The sequence below is a fragment of the Schaalia dentiphila ATCC 17982 genome, assembly GCF_000154225.1.
GTDB classification, from domain to species: Bacteria; Actinomycetota; Actinomycetes; order Actinomycetales; family Actinomycetaceae; genus Pauljensenia; species Pauljensenia dentiphila.
On sequence record NZ_DS264586.1, the window covers coordinates 443,605 to 458,250 of the forward strand.

Below are 14,646 nucleotides of genomic sequence, written 5' to 3' on the forward strand. Positions count from 1 at the left end.
GTCTGTCCTGCACGGCCAGTCTGCGGCACCCGTGGGCGGGCCGCCGCCCACCGGCACACACAGCGGCCCGGCCCAGCAAACACAACGAAGCCGCCCGACCCCACAGGGGGCCGGGCGGCTCACGCATCAGGCCGCTAGGCGGCTCTCAGCGATTGTTTCAGCGCATCTGCGTGCCGGCAGAACCCAGGCGCTCGCAGGCCTCGACGACGCGGGCGGCCATGCCGGCCTCGGCCGACTTGCCCCACGTGCGCGGGTCGTACTGCTTCTTCACGCCGACCTCGCCGTCGATCTTGAGGACACCGTCGTAGTTGCGCATCATGTGGTCGACGACCGGGCGGGTGAACGCGTACTGCGTGTCGGTGTCGACGTTCATCTTGATGACGCCGTTGGCGACAGCGGTGGCGATCTCCTCGGCGGTGGAGCCGGAGCCGCCGTGCATGACCAGGTCGAAGGGGCGGTGGTCGAGGCCGAAGTGCTCAGCGACCTCCTTCTGGATGGTGCCGAGCAGCTCGGGACGCAGCTTCACGTGGCCGGGCTTGTAGGCGCCGTGCACGTTGCCGAAGGTCAGGGCCGTGATGTAGCGGCCCTTCTCGCCCAGGCCCAGGGCCTCAACGGTCTTGATGCCGTCCGCGGTGGAAGTGTAGAGCTTCTCATTGATTTCACCAACGACGCCGTCTTCCTCGCCGCCGACCGCGCCGACCTCGATCTCGAGGATCGTGTTGGCCTTGACGGACAGGGCGAGCAGTTCCTTGGCGATCTCGAGGTTCTCGTCGAGCGGAATCGCGGAACCGTCCCACATGTGGGACTGGAAGGTGGGCAGCTTGCCTTCGGCGACCTGGCCGGCCTCGATCTCGAGGAGGGGGCGGACCCAGGAGTCGATGTTCTGCTTGGCGCAGTGGTCGGTGTGCAGAGCCACGGTGATGCCGTAGTTCTTGGCAACCTCGTAGGCGTAGGCGGCGAGGGCCAGCGAGCCGGTGACGCGGTTCTTGATGGTGGAGCCGGAGCCGTACTCGGCGCCGCCAACGGACACCTGGATGATGCCGTCAGACTCGGCCTCGGCGAAGCCCTGGAGGGCGGCGGTGATGGTCTGGGACGAGGTCACGTTGATCGCAGGGTAGGCGAACTTGCCATCCCGTGCGCGATTCAGCATCTCTGCGTAGACCTCAGGGGTTGCGATAGGCACTTGGAGCCTCCTAATCGAGTGACAGTTTTGTCGTGATAGATTCTCTCACATTTTGCACGAGCGGGGAGGGGAAGGAAGTCCCGTTTGGACGGTTTTCTTCCAACCCCTCCCCGACTGGTATGCGTCAGTTGGAGCGGCCGATGCGGACTCCGAGTTCGGCGACGGACATGACGTCCGTCAGGTCCTTAGCAACGTCGGCCTGGGTCGAAGTACCGCGGAATCGGAGGTAGGAGCCGTTGCCCGCAACCGGGATGTCCACGGTGCCGGGGACGTTCGCCAGGGAAGTCGCGAGGACGGGGTTGCCCTGTGCGCTCGGGTTGCCCTTGTTGTCGCCCTGTCCCTTGAGGCCGTCGGCGGAGCCGGCGAGGTAGATCTGGACGTCCTTGGCACGGCCCGAGGCCTTGGGGCCGTTGCCGGCACGCGGCGTGTAGGAGACGGCGCAGACGTCGTATCCAGTGGCGCCGTCGCCGATCGTCAGGTCGATCCAGTTGGGCTACTTGCGGGCGTTGTCGGCGCCGGGCAGCTTGGCCTTGTTGGCGTCGATGTACTGGGAGTGCCAGTAGGTCGCGGGGTCACCGTCGGTGGCCATGGATTCCTTGCCGCGCTCCCAGCGGGTTTCGACGGAGTCGGCTGCCGCGGCCTCGGCCTTGATGCGGGGGCCGCACACGCCGATCAGGCCTTCGCTGGCCACGGTCTTCTCACCACCGTTGGGGCGGCGCGACAGGTAGCCGGAGTCGATGACGCTCAGGTACTGGTTGGTCATGGCGTTGCGCAGGCGGAAGCCGTCGCCGGCGGTTTCCGCGACCCACTTCTGGGGGTTGCGCGTCGCGTAGTCGCCCTGGAACGTGGGGGTGAACTCCTGGCTCATGTCAGCGCACGCGTAGGCGGTTACCGGGTGTCCGGGGGTCGTCGACACGTGGGTCTCAGAGTTCGGTGTTTCCTCTGAGTAGACGGCGAGGCAACGGTTCGCGTTGACCGAGCAGATCTGGTAGTAGCCGTCGGGGGTGGCGGCCAGCTCCCAGTTATCGGAGGCGGTGCCCGCGGTCGGGGTGCCACCCGACACGCTGAGTGCTCGTCCGTCAGACAGCGCGATCGTGTACTGGCCGGGGGCGAGGGTCTCGCGCGTGGGGTCGACGTAGGTGGATGGTTCACCCAGGGCCTTGATGCGCGCCTTGAAAGCCTCAGCGTTTCCATCAGTCTTGGGGGTCTTGGTGTTCCAGAACATCTGGGCGCCGTAGTGACTGCGAATCTGTGCGAGGTACGTCTTGACGTCGCCGGGGCCCTGCTTGAAGATGAACTCGTCGGCGCCCATGTGCCATTCGGTGGACCCGAAGGCTTCCATGTACTCGTCGATGCGGTCGAAGGGGAACTGCTGGGCGACGGGGTACTTGTCGGACTTGATGCGCAGCTCGAGGGACAGGTAGTTCATCTTCAGGTCGGGCATGCGGTCGATCTGTCGGGTGATCCAGTCCGGGGTGATGTGGGTGCCGCAGGCGCACAGGGTGGCGCCACGGTCGGCGAAGCGCGGGATGTCGGTGATGCTACCGGCGGGCACGGTTCCCTGGCCGGTGCGCACCGCCTTTTCGATGGTGCGGGCACCCCACAGGAGGCCGGAGCGGTTGGCAGCCACGACCTGGGCTCCGTTTGCGTTGACGGTCAGCTGGTAGCCCTCATCACCGAGGTCGGTGCGGGACGCGTTGATCGTGAGGATGAGCGCGACTTTCGCTCGGGTGCGCGCAAGCCGCGGCGCCCGCGCATGGCTTGGCGATGACTGAGGCATTAGTTCTCCTGCTCAACGTTTTGCTTCCACGCAAACTGTCCAAAGCCCGAATGAAAAAGGATGCTCATTGTCCATTCCGACTACTTTTTGGCTTGCAAATAGCATCAAAGATCGGAGGATGAAAACAATAGAAACGGTAAAAGATCGGTGGGTCAGCGAGAATATCGGCCAACCGGGTTAATTAAGGGATTTCAGTTTGATACTTCGCCTACAAGTCAGGAGGTTTCCGCGCCCTCCAGACGCGACGCGTGCGCCCACATAACGATCGCGGCAGCATGACCAACATTCATGGACCGAGTCGAACCGCGCTGAGTAATGGCGACGACACTATCGCACGCCCGGATCATCTCCTCGCTTAATCCGGAAGCCTCGGATCCAAAAACGAGGCACGCGCGCTCCGGCAGCACCGCGCCTTCGAGCGCGACGGACCCCTCAACATTGTCGACGCCGACGAGTGTCAAGCCTTCCTTCGAGCAATGCTCCACGAGTTCACGCACTTCGGGACGGTGATCCACCGGCAGGTAGCGGTCGGTGACCATCGCGCCGCGTCGGTTCCACCGCTTGCGCCCCACGACGTGCACGCGGCGCGCACCCATGGCATTCGCCGTTCGCACAATCGACCCGATGTTGAAGTCGTGATCGAGATTCTCCACTGCCACCTCGAAGGGCAGCGAGCGGGCAGCAATGTCCGCTCGAATCGCGTCCATCGTCCAGTAGCGGTAGCGGTCTTCGACGTTGCGCCGATCCCCCGCCTTCAGGAGCTCCCGATCGTAGTACTCGCCGACCGGCCAGGCGGCCTCCCCACCCGGCCACGGACCGACCCCGACCTGCCCGGACTGCGCAGCCCAGGCCTCGTCGTTCCCGCACGCGCCATCACGCGCGATGTCACACCCGTTTTCGAACTCGTTCACGGATCCCACCCTAGCGGCACCGTAGAATGGAGGCATGACTGCCCTGACGCACGAACCGACACCCCTAACCGATCTGCCTCCCGTCACCGCGTGGCTCTCCGACATGGACGGCGTCCTGGTCAAGGAGAATCGGGCGCTTCCGGGCGCGAACGAGTTCCTCGCCGCTCTGCGCGGGAAGAATATCCCCTTCCTGGTCCTCACCAACAATTCGGTGTTCACGAACCGCGACCTGTCCGCACGCCTGGCGAACTCCGGCCTGGACATCCCCGAAGAGAACATCTGGACCTCCGCGAACGCGACGGCCGCGTTCCTGCACCAGCAGTCGCCCGGCTCAACCGCGTACGTCATCGGAGAGGCCGGCCTGACCACCGCGATCCACTCCGCGGGATACGTCATGACTGAGATCGATCCCGAGTTCGTGGTGCTCGGCGAGGTGCGTTCCTACGACTTCCATGCGCTGACTCACGCGATCCGCCTCATTGAGGGCGGCGCGAAGTTCATCGCGACCAACCCCGACGTGTCTGGCCCCTCCGACGAGGGCACCCTCCCCGCCTGCGGCGCCATCGCGGCGATGATCACGGCGGCGACCGGGCAGAAACCCTACTTCGTCGGCAAGCCGAACCCCGTCATGATCCGCGCTGGCCTGAACAAGATCGGCGCGCACTCCGAGAGCGCCGCAATGGTCGGCGACCGCATGGACACGGACGTGCGCGCTGGCGTCGAGGCCGGCCTGCGCACCCACCTGGTCCTGTCAGGTTCCACGGCCCGCGAGGACATCAACATTTTCCCGTTCCGCCCCTTCGGCATCCACGAGGGCATCGGCGATCTCATCGAGCTCGTCGAGGCGGCGCACTGACTCACACCGATCCGGAAGGAACACCCATGACCAACGATTCCCACAAGGCGCGCCTGGCCACCCTCGTCCAGGAACTCTCCGTCATCCACGAGAAGGTCACCCTGGCGTCGGGGCGCGAGTCCGACTTCTACGTCGACATGCGCCGATCGACCCTCCACCACGAGGCGGCCCCCCTCATCGGCCACGTCATGCTGGACCTCCTGGAGGAGTCCGGCTTCGCGGTCGGCGAGGAGTACGTGGCCGTCGGCGGTCTGACGATGGGCGCTGACCCCGTTGCGACCGCGATGATGCACGCCGCCGCGTCGCGCGGCCTGGACCTGGACGCATTCGTCGTGCGTAAGGCCGCGAAGGATCACGGCATGAAGCGCCGCATCGAGGGCCCGGACGTCGTGGGTAAGAACGTCGTCGTCCTCGAGGACACGTCCACGACCGGCGGCTCCCCGCTGGAGGCCGCGCTCACACTGCGCGAGGCCGGCGCGAACGTCGTCGCCGTCGCCGTCATCGTCGACCGCGCGACGGGCGCGAAGGAGCGTATCGAGGCCGAGGGCTTCCCGTACTTCTACGCGCTGGGCCTGGAGGACATCGGCCTGGCCTGATTCTCCGCATGCATTGACGAGGTCGGGGCCGGGTTCTGCGTGAACCCGGCCCCGGCCTCGTATCTGTGCGAGCGCCCTCACATGTGGGGGACGGAGCGCATGGCGCACGCGGTCACCCAACGCGGGGCCAGCTTCATGGCGCCCATCGCGACCTTGTAGGGGATGGTGGGGGTGACCTGAACGCGGCCCGCACGCACGGCGTCGAGGGCCTCCGTGACGACCTGCTCGGGGCTGGCCATGAGCCAGGAGGGGGTTGCACGCATGTCGACGCCCGCGCGCTCGAAGAACGGTGTGTCGACAGGGCCGGGGCACACGACTGTGGCCGTGATTCCAGATCCCTTGAGCTCGGCGGCGAGGCCCTCGGTGAAGGCGACGACCCAGGCCTTGTGGGCGGAGTAGGTGCCCGCGCCCGTGCGCGAGGCGACAGAGCCGACGTTGAGGATGGCGCCGCGTCCGCGCGAGCGCATGGAGATGCCGGCGTGGTGGGCCAGGGTCATGACGGCGCGGACCATGACGTTCAGGCCCTTGATTTCGTTCTCAAGGCTGTTGTCCAGGAACTCTGTTCCCAATCCAAAGCCGGCGTTATTGACGAGGAGGTCCACGGGAGCCAGGTCAGGCTTGTCGCGGTCTTCGGGTCCTCCCACGTCAAGGCGGGCGGCGACGCGTCCGCAGCCGGAGTCGGTGGACAGGTCGGCGGCGATCACCTCGGCGCGCACGCCGGCGACATTCGCGAGCGAGTCCGCGAGCGCGCACAGGGCGTCTTCGCTGCGCGCGACGAGCACCAGGTCGTGGCCCGCGGCGGCCAGTTGCCAACAGAATTCTTCACCAATGCCGGAGGTTGCTCCGGTGACCAGCGCTGTTCCCATGGGGGAAGTCTAGCGCCGCATGGTGCGCGCAGCACGAAGCCGGGGCGGGAACGCGCGTGCGTCCCACCCCGGCTTACTGTGTCATCGGGTCCGGATCAGGTATCCGGCTCCACCGCCGGCGAGGGCCGCCGGAATGACGAGCAGGACGAGCCAGTAGGGGCTCCATCCACCCGATCGGCCGGTCTCGGCGGCCGCAGCGATCGGTACGGCGCCCGATGCGTCGGCCGTCCCGTTCTCGGGGGCAGCCACGCCACCGCTCTGCGCGACTTCACCGCTCTGCGCACCGCCCTGGGGCGCAGCCGAGGGGCTCGCGGACGGGGTGGCCGCGGGAGCCGCCTTCGGGGCGGTCACGGGTGCCGAGCTGGCCGCACCGGTCGTTCCACTTGCCGCTCCGTTGCTGCGAGCAGCCGGAGCGCCGGTCGCGCTACCACCGGTCGCAGCGGGGGCTGCGGTACGGGTCGCGCCGGACGAGGCCGGGGTTCCTGCGTTTGTCGCGGACGCTGCGGGCACTCGAACCGGGCCGCCAGTGGGAGCGGGAGACGGGAAGGGGTGCGGCATCGGTGCAGGATCCGCGGTCGGCGCCGGAGCCGGGTCCATCGTCGGTGCGGGAGCCGGAGCCGGGTCCGTCGTCGGTGCGGGAGCCGGAGCCGGGTCCGTCGTCGGTGCGGGAGCCGGAGCCGGGTCCATCGTCGGGGCCGGAACCGGAGCGGGGTCCACGCTCGGAGCCGGAGCGGGTGCAGGATCTGCGGTCGGCGCGGGGGCGGGCGTCGGCTTGGGTGCCGGGGTGGGGACCGGCTCAGGCACCGGGGAGGGCCCGGGCGACGGCGTCGGAACGGGCTCTTCCTCGACCGGTGCGGGCCGCTCATTGTGGTGTCCGGATCGGACGATCACCGTGAAGGACTGGGGCTCGACGAGGCTGCGTTCGCCGCTGCGTGCGCCCACCTCGATGCGGTAGGTGCCGGGCGCACTGAAGACCCAGTTGCCGTGCATGTGCGTCGCTTCGGTCGTGTGGACGAGGCCGTCGCCCTTGGACGAGTCGAAGTGGACCTTCGCGCCCGCACCGAAGGTGCCGCCCTGGAAGAATGCGACGCGGGCGCCTTCGGGGGCCTGCGCGAGGTGCAGGGTCAGGTCGGCTCCCTCGGGCAGGGCCGCGTAGTCGATGCCCTCAGTGGACAGGCCGGGCCACACGATGTCGCTGTTCTGCGTCTCGGGCAGCACGTACGTGGCGGTGCCCACCGGTCCGAGCACGTCGTAGCTCGCATCCGACAGGGAGGCGGGGCGCACGAAGCGCGCGTTGGGTGCGACCGTGAGGGTCGTGGAGCCGACAGTGCGCAGCACGGAGGTGCGCGCGTTGGTCAGGGAGTCATCCTTGACGGCCAGGCCGTAGGTGAGTCCGCCCTCGCCGCTCGCCTGGGTGAGGCGCACGTCCAGGTGTCCACGCGCGATCTCCACGGGGTCGCTCAGCAGGGACGAGGCCGGGTCCGGTGTTGCGTCGTTTCCGCCGTTATCGGGGGCGGGAGCAGGGGCGGGCGTCGGGTTCGGAGCGGGTTCGGGCTCTTCGGGGGCGGCGATACCGTCGCGCATCTTGAGCATCGCGGTGAGTCCGACGTGCGGGCCGACGGTGACGTCGGCGGCGTCAGCGACGGTCATGACCGCGTCGGAGAGGGGGTGGGGGCGCAGGATGACGCGCATGTACATGGGGTCGGACTGGCACACACCGAGGTCCTGGGTCTTCGTGTCCATGCCGCCCGCACCCAGGGTGCCTTCCATGGAGCACCAGGGGCTGAAATCCCACTTGGATTCGAGGAACTCGATCTTGTAGGTGGCGCGCAGGGTCGGGTCGTTGGCGCGCACCGTGGCGGTGTACTGGTCGGTCGAGCCGGGAATGAGGTCGTAGGAGACCTCGACGCGGCGCGAGGAGATCGGCAGGTGGTCGGGGTTCCAGACGGGTGCAGGGTCCGGGTTGGAGGGGCCGAGGATCGTGTCGGTGCCACCGACGGTAACGGGTTCGGTGTCCTTCTGGGAGTACTGAACGGTCTGCGAGATCCAGCGAGCCGAGGCAGAGTCGCCGGGAATGTAAATCGCCTGGACGGCAGCAGCATCGGCGCCCAGCAGCTCGGAGACCGTCGCTCGGCCACCGTCAACGGGAACCTCGGTCAGGAAGTAGCCATTGACGGTGATCCACGCGCGGCCCTTGTCGGTGGTGACACCCGTGTCGATCGTAATGTCGGTCAGGTGATTGTCGCCGGGGTGCTCGCGTTCGGCGTGGTGGGACAGGGTGAGCGTCGGGGTAGCCGCGTTGCCGTCGGTGCGTTCAGCGCGCGCCGCGTTGTACGCGGATTCGATGTCCTTGATAGTGCCTTCGGTGGGGTTCGCGCCGCCGACCTGCCAGACCAGAGGCGTGATCGGCGAGGAGTAGATAGCGGTGCCGTCGGCACTGCGAGCGGTCATCTTATAGTTCGCGACGTAGCGACCCGGCTGCGTGAAGGTCGTGTACAGGTGCGTGTGGCGCGGGTTGTAGACGCTTCGGTATGCGGTGTCGTGACTGGAGAGGAAGCGGTTCACGCTGTCGCCGTTGTCGATGAACATCTCCATGCGACCCGGGCCGTCGACGCTGATGAGGTCGAGCGTGTAGGTCTCGCCCTCGAACTTGTCGGTGTCTCCGATTTCGCCGGCTCCGAGGCCTGCCCAGATGGGCGTGTTACCGGGGCCAGGATTCTGGGGCGCAGCGTTCAGGACGGTACCCTCGGCACCCAGGAAGGCCAGGTCGGGGCGCTTCGCCGGGATGACGAGCTGCGACTTCGCCTCGTCTTTTTCGCCGGTGCCGGTCCACGCCTTGGGGATCCACAGAGCGGTCTTCTCCATCGGCATGTTGATGGTGTTCAGGGAGAAGCTGTTGGTGTCGTCATGCCAGACGGGGATGGGTGCATCAACGTGCTGTCCGGTAACGATCCATTCCTTGTCCTGGTCGGGACCGGCCCACGCGGCGGCGGGGGTCAATGCCAGGAAGAGGGCGAGCGCAGCCGTGCTGATGCGTCGCAGGTGTGACATTCGAGTGCCTTTTCTAGCTATGTTGTAGGTGAGAATCATTATCACTCTAAATAAGCTCACACACAACTCACACCGATCAGGCTTGTTTCACGCGTGTTTCACGCGGCCTCCTCTCTTCCCCGCAGATAGGCTCGACCCCATGAGATTTGCGACCTGGAATGTCAACTCCATCCGCACGCGCGTCGACCGCGTTATTGCTTTCCTCGAGCGCTCTGGTACGGACGTGCTGGCCATGCAGGAAATTAAGTGCCGCCCCGACCAGTTCCCGACGGAAGCCTTTGAGGAGGCCGGTTACCACGTCGCCATCCACGGTCTCAACCAGTGGAACGGCGTCGCTGTCGCTTCCCGTCTGCCCATCCTGGATGTGCAGGACCACTTCCCCACCCAGCCCGCCTTTGGCGAACCGCCCGTGGTCGAAGCTCGCGCGCTCGGCGTCACCATCGACACGACTGACACACTCCCCTCCGAGGATAGGCAGGCCTCGTCGATGACGATCTGGAGCCTGTACGTGCCCAACGGCCGCGAGCTCACGCACGCGCACTACGCCTACAAGCTGGAGTGGCTCGCGAACCTCGCCGAGCAGGGCCGCGGCTGGCTCACCGACCCGAGCGCCCTGATTGCCCTCGTCGGCGACTGGAACGTCGCCCCCATGGACGAGGACGTATGGGACATGAGCGCCTTCGAGGGAGCCACGCACGTGTCGGCGCCCGAGCGCGAGGCCTTCGCCGCTTTCGCCGCGGACGGCTGGGTTGAGGTCACGCGCGAGCGCGTCACAAACTACACCTACTGGGACTACCAGAAGCTGCGCTTCCCCAAGAACGAGGGCATGCGCATCGACTTCGCCTACTGCTCGCCGGCCCTCGCTGCGCGCGTGAGCGGCGCACAGATCGACCGCGACGAGCGCAAGGGCAAGGGTGCGTCCGACCACGTGCCCGTCATCGTCGACGTCGACTAAGAGGCGAACGAGGCCGGAACTCAGCCGGCCGATATGGGTCGAGGCCTGGGCGCGCGCCCAGGCCTCGTTCCGTATCGATTAGGCGTGCTCGCGCGCGAGGCGCAGCAACTCTGCATTGAGGGCTGACCAGTTGTCGTGATGCCACAGCCCGAAATGCTCCGCGCCAACAAAGGCGGCGCTGGCACGAAGGTCACGGTCCGCCCACACGAACGAGCCGGATTGTCCGAAGTGCCCGATCGTGCGCGGGGAGGCGTCGGGCGCGGTCCAGTGCGGCGACTTCTCACCGCGAATCTCGAGGCCGAGGCCCCACGGGCAGGGATTGAAACGCCCGTAGCCAGGCACAACGCCAGCGAGCGCAGGAAACTGCGACAGAGCGGCAAGCGCAGCCAACGGTCCACTCAGCAACGTTGGGCGTGCGAGCTCGGCACCGAAGAGGCTGACGTCGGACGCACTGGCGACCCCCGCATGAGCGGGGCTACCGGGAATATCGGCCGTCGCCATGCCGAGCGGCTCAAAGACCGTCTCGCGCACCCACTGCGCAATGCCGACGCCGGTCGCAGCCTCGATCACCTCGCCGAGGACGTCGAAGCCCTCGTTCGAGTAGATCCGTCGCTTCTCCGGAGCAGCGACGGGGCGACGCCCCTCGAACGGCAGGCCCGAGGCGTGAGCCAGCAGGTGCCGGACCGTCGAACCCTCAGGACCCGCGGGATCATCGAGGGAAACCAGGCCTCGTTCGACCGCGACCAACACCGACCACGCGACGATCGGCTTGGTTACCGACGCGAGCGGGAAAACACGATCGACGTCTCCGTACGTATAGACGACGTCGCCCCCGACACGAAGGACGAGGGCGACATCAAAGGATGGCAGTGGGCCGATCACGCGGTGGCCTCCGGAGCCGGAGCCACACCTGCCTCGGCGGCTGCTGTGGTCTTTTCACTGATCTTACGCAGGGTGCGCGCGTAAACTTCTGCGACCTCCTCGGGGACCGAGGCCCCGAGCTGCAGCACGTAGTGCGCAGGCAGACGCAGGAGCTGCACACACACAGCGAGGAAGTCCGCGACGAACTCACGAGCGTCGATCGGCTCGTCGTTGTAACGAGCCGAGACGACGGAGCCGTACCAGTAGCGAATGAGGATCCTCGCAAGCGTACGAGGAGTCGTACCAATTGCGGCACCCTCCTCGTCCACGAAGGTCTGGATCATCGCAGTGAGGGTTTCCTCCATCTGCTGGGTGCGGTACTTGTAGTGTGCGTGTGCAGGGTGCGCCTCAGAGGAGGACTCCGCCCACAGGACACAGTCCAGTGCGATGGCCGCATCGGCGCCGGGCTTTATGGCGAAGCGCATTTCCCCGACTGCCCAGTCAACAAACGAGCCCACGGTGATACCGCCCTCGTCGAACCCGCCTTCGGTCTCATCGTTAATGGAAACGTCGAAGAGTGCGTTCATCTCCTCGTGACGCTGAATCGCGCTGCGCAGGATGGCTTCCTTCGAGGGGAAGTGATAGACCACCGCGGGGTGCGAAATGCCGACTCGGCGACCAAGGTCACGCAGGGAAAAGCCGTTATAGCCTCGCTCTGCAATCAGAACCATCGCTGCTGAGAGGATGGATTCACGCGTCGCCTGTCCTACGGAGTAGGCGCCACGGGCCTTCCTCTGGGTTGTCATATCATCTCCTGCTGTTGCGGGCACCACATACCGAGCGCCCGAAATACACACTGGTAGTCAGTGTACCGCGCAATCTCAGGGTTTATCAACATTCATGACAAGCCCGTCAATGGAATCGTTGATGTCAACTGTCACATTCTGACCATCTTGAACGTCTCCACTGAGCAGCAGCTTGGCCAGTCGATCGCCAATCTCGCGCTGAATCAAGCGGCGCAGCGGGCGCGCTCCGAAGGCCGGATCATAGCCGACTCGAGCGAGCCATCCACGGGCCGGTTCGGTTACTGTCAATCCGATACGACGCTCGCGCAGACGAGACTCCAGCGACGCGACGAGCAAATCGACGATCTCGCCCAGATTTTCACGGGTAAGAGCGTCAAACATGACCGTCTCATCCAGCCTATTGAGAAACTCCGGACGGAAGGCCGCCGATACGACAGACATGACAGACTCCCGCTTTTCTTCGGGTGTCAAGTCCGGGTCCGCCAGGAACTGCGATCCGAGGTTCGAGGTGAGGATCAGAATGGTGTTGCGGAAGTCGACCGTCCGCCCCTGTCCGTCAGTGAGACGTCCATCATCCAGAACCTGCAAAAGAATGTCGAAAATCTCAGGATCGGCCTTCTCGACTTCGTCCAGCAGAATCACGGAATAGGGACGACGGCGCACCGCCTCGGTCAGTTGACCGCCCTGCTCGTAGCCCACGTACCCCGGAGGGGCGCCGACGAGGCGCGCCACCGAGTGCTTTTCGGAGTACTCGGACATGTCGATACGCACCATCGCACGCTCGTCGTCGAAGAGGAACTCCGCGAGCGCCTTGGCCAGCTCCGTCTTACCCACGCCCGTCGGGCCGAGGAAAAGGAACGAACCGGTCGGACGATTCGGGTCGGACAGGCCTGCGCGGGAGCGACGGACCGCATCGGACACCGCACGCACGGCATCTTTCTGACCGATCAGGCGCTTTCCGAGCTCATCCTCCATGTGCAGGAGCTTGTCCGTCTCCGTTTGCAGGAGCTTACCCGTCGGAATTCCGGTCCACGCCTCGATGACATCGGCGATCTCTGCAGGGCCGACCTTCTCGGCGATCATCGGCTCGTCGTCGCTACGGGCATCCTGCTCCTCAGCCTGCGCTTCAGCCTCGGCGATCTGACGCTCGACTGCCGGGATTTCACCGTTCTGCAGGCGCCCGGCTTCCTCCCAACGCCCCTCGCGCACGGCCAGGTCCAGCTGGGTACGCAGCGAGTCGAGCTGGACGCGCAGCTCACCAACACGGTTGTGACCAGCCTTCTCAGCCTCCCAGCGAGCCGTCAGAGCACGCAGGCTCTCCTCGCGGTCAGCGAGGTCAGCGCGCAGCTTGCTCAGCCGCTCCTGGGTAGCCTCATCCAGGCCCTCCGGATCGGATTCGGTCAGGTAGGACTCCTCCATGCGGAGGCGATCCACACTGCGGCGCAGCTCGTCGATCTCGACGGGCGAGGAGTCCAGCTCCATGCGCAGGCGCGAGGCCGCCTCATCGATCAGGTCGATCGCCTTGTCGGGCAGCTGGCGCCCCGTGATGTAGCGGTTCGACAGGGTCGCCGCAGCAACGAGCGCACCATCGGAGATGGTCACCTTGTGGTGAGCCTCGTACTTCGGCGCGATACCGCGCAGGATCGCAACGGTGTCCTCAACCGAGGGCTCGCCGACGAACACCTGCTGGAAACGACGCTCCAGCGCCGGATCCTTTTCGATGTTCTCGCGGTACTCATCGAGAGTCGTCGCGCCGACCATGCGCAGCTCGCCGCGGGCGAGCATGGGCTTGAGCATATTGCCCGCGTCCATCGCACCCTCGGAGCCGCCGCCCGCACCAACGACGGTGTGCAGCTCGTCGATGAAGGTGATGATCTGCCCGTCTGAGCGAGAAATCTCGGACAGAACCGCCTTCAGGCGCTCCTCGAACTCACCGCGGTACTTCGCGCCGGCGACCATCGACGCAACGTCGAGGGAGACGAGGCGCTTGTCGCGCAGGGACTCCGGGACGTCGCCCGCGACGATGCGCTGGGCGAGGCCTTCAACGACGGCCGTCTTGCCGACGCCGGGCTCGCCGATCAGAACAGGATTGTTCTTAGTACGACGGGACAGGACCTGCACGACGCGGCGAATCTCGTTGTCACGGCCGATAACCGGATCGAGCTTGCCTTCGCGCGCCACCTCCGTGAGGTCACGCCCGTACTTGGACAGGGCCTCGAAGGACCCCTCGGGGTCCGCCGAGGTGATCGGATCGGGGCGCAGCTGCGCGAGAGCCTGAGTCAGCGCGTCGGCCTCGACGCCGCCCTGGGCGAGGATGCGACCGGCCTCGGTCTGCGACGCAGCCAGCGCGATGAGCAGATGCTCGGTCGAGATGTACTGGTCGCCGCCAGCCTCGGCCCGCTCGCCGGCGTCGCGAACGACCGCGAGCAGAGCGTTCGAGGGCTGGGCACTTCCGGCGGATGCGCCCTGCGCACTCGGGAGCGCCACGAGGGCATTGCGAGTGCGTGCGCCGATCGCGCGAACGTCGGCCCCAACGGCCTCGAGCAGGGAGAGCGCGATGCCTTCGCGCTGTTCGATCAGTGCTTCCAGCAGGTGGATGGGCTCCACCTGCGGGTTGCCGGCTGCACCGGCAGCCTGAAGCGCAGAGGAGACGGCCTCCTGCGCCTTTGTCGTCATTTCACGTGCCATGAAATCACTCCTCCAAATGGTTTGTCTGGTGGCGTCGAGACAGTCAACGCCTTCTGACAGACACAACGAAGCTGAAATTGAGTCTATTCCACT

Annotated in this window: 12 protein-coding genes; 3 read left to right on the forward strand and 9 right to left on the reverse strand. The window is 66.1% G+C overall.

What is annotated here, in order from left to right:
- Nucleotides 1-157: 157 nt before the first annotated feature.
- From fbaA to ACTODO_RS01915, 4 genes are all read right to left on the reverse strand, one after another.
- Nucleotides 158-1,183: a class II fructose-bisphosphate aldolase gene (fbaA, locus tag ACTODO_RS01905; protein WP_034511832.1), complete on the reverse strand. Its 1,026-nt coding sequence runs from the start codon at nucleotides 1,181-1,183 to the stop codon at nucleotides 158-160.
- Between the two features lie 124 nt (nucleotides 1,184-1,307).
- Entirely contained in the window at nucleotides 1,308-1,442 is a 135-nt protein-coding gene (locus tag ACTODO_RS11040; protein WP_003790765.1) for a hypothetical protein, read from the reverse strand.
- A 234-nt stretch (nucleotides 1,443-1,676) separates the two neighbouring features.
- Nucleotides 1,677-2,963 (reverse strand): glycoside hydrolase family 20 zincin-like fold domain-containing protein, encoded by a 1,287-nt coding sequence (locus ACTODO_RS01910; RefSeq protein ID WP_003790767.1) that lies wholly within the window; start codon nucleotides 2,961-2,963, stop codon nucleotides 1,677-1,679.
- A 215-nt stretch (nucleotides 2,964-3,178) separates the two neighbouring features.
- Nucleotides 3,179-3,910 (reverse strand): TrmH family RNA methyltransferase, encoded by a 732-nt coding sequence (locus ACTODO_RS01915; protein ID WP_003790769.1) that lies wholly within the window; start codon nucleotides 3,908-3,910, stop codon nucleotides 3,179-3,181.
- Here ACTODO_RS01915 and ACTODO_RS01920 point away from each other — a divergent pair.
- Both ACTODO_RS01920 and pyrE read left to right on the forward strand, forming a co-directional pair.
- Nucleotides 3,909-4,730 carry an HAD-IIA family hydrolase gene (locus tag ACTODO_RS01920; protein WP_003790772.1) on the forward strand — a complete coding sequence of 274 codons (822 nt, stop codon included), beginning with the start codon at nucleotides 3,909-3,911 and terminating at the stop codon, nucleotides 4,728-4,730. The genes ACTODO_RS01915 and ACTODO_RS01920 overlap by 2 nt on opposite strands.
- Before the next feature lie 26 nt (nucleotides 4,731-4,756).
- Nucleotides 4,757-5,326, forward strand: coding sequence for an orotate phosphoribosyltransferase (pyrE, locus tag ACTODO_RS01925; RefSeq protein ID WP_003790773.1), 570 nt, complete (start codon nucleotides 4,757-4,759; stop codon nucleotides 5,324-5,326).
- Nucleotides 5,327-5,403: 77 nt separating this feature from the next.
- Here pyrE and ACTODO_RS01930 read toward each other — a convergent pair whose 3' ends face one another.
- Nucleotides 5,404-6,192: an SDR family NAD(P)-dependent oxidoreductase gene (locus ACTODO_RS01930; RefSeq protein WP_003790775.1), complete on the reverse strand. Its 789-nt coding sequence runs from the start codon at nucleotides 6,190-6,192 to the stop codon at nucleotides 5,404-5,406.
- Nucleotides 6,193-6,273: 81 nt separating this feature from the next.
- Nucleotides 6,274-9,243, reverse strand: a complete 2,970-nt coding sequence (locus tag ACTODO_RS01935; protein WP_003790777.1) for a choice-of-anchor M domain-containing protein — start codon at nucleotides 9,241-9,243, stop codon at nucleotides 6,274-6,276.
- Nucleotides 9,244-9,382: 139 nt separating this feature from the next.
- On the opposite strand from ACTODO_RS01935, the gene ACTODO_RS01940 reads away from it, so the two are divergent.
- Nucleotides 9,383-10,198, forward strand: a complete 816-nt coding sequence (locus ACTODO_RS01940) for an exodeoxyribonuclease III (protein WP_003790779.1) — start codon at nucleotides 9,383-9,385, stop codon at nucleotides 10,196-10,198.
- A 78-nt stretch (nucleotides 10,199-10,276) separates the two neighbouring features.
- Here the strand turns inward: ACTODO_RS01940 and ACTODO_RS01945 are convergent, their stop codons facing one another.
- From ACTODO_RS01945 to clpB, 3 genes are all read right to left on the reverse strand, one after another.
- Nucleotides 10,277-11,080 carry a serine hydrolase domain-containing protein gene (locus ACTODO_RS01945; RefSeq protein ID WP_003790781.1) on the reverse strand — a complete coding sequence of 268 codons (804 nt, stop codon included), beginning with the start codon at nucleotides 11,078-11,080 and terminating at the stop codon, nucleotides 10,277-10,279.
- Entirely contained in the window at nucleotides 11,077-11,865 is a 789-nt protein-coding gene (locus ACTODO_RS01950; protein WP_003790783.1) for a TetR/AcrR family transcriptional regulator, read from the reverse strand. Before ACTODO_RS01950 ends, ACTODO_RS01945 begins: the two co-directional genes overlap by 4 nt.
- A 75-nt stretch (nucleotides 11,866-11,940) precedes the next feature.
- A complete protein-coding gene (gene clpB, locus ACTODO_RS01955; RefSeq protein WP_034511837.1) occupies nucleotides 11,941-14,553 on the reverse strand; it encodes an ATP-dependent chaperone ClpB in 2,613 nt (870 codons plus the stop codon).
- Between the last annotated feature and the right edge of the window lie 93 nt (nucleotides 14,554-14,646).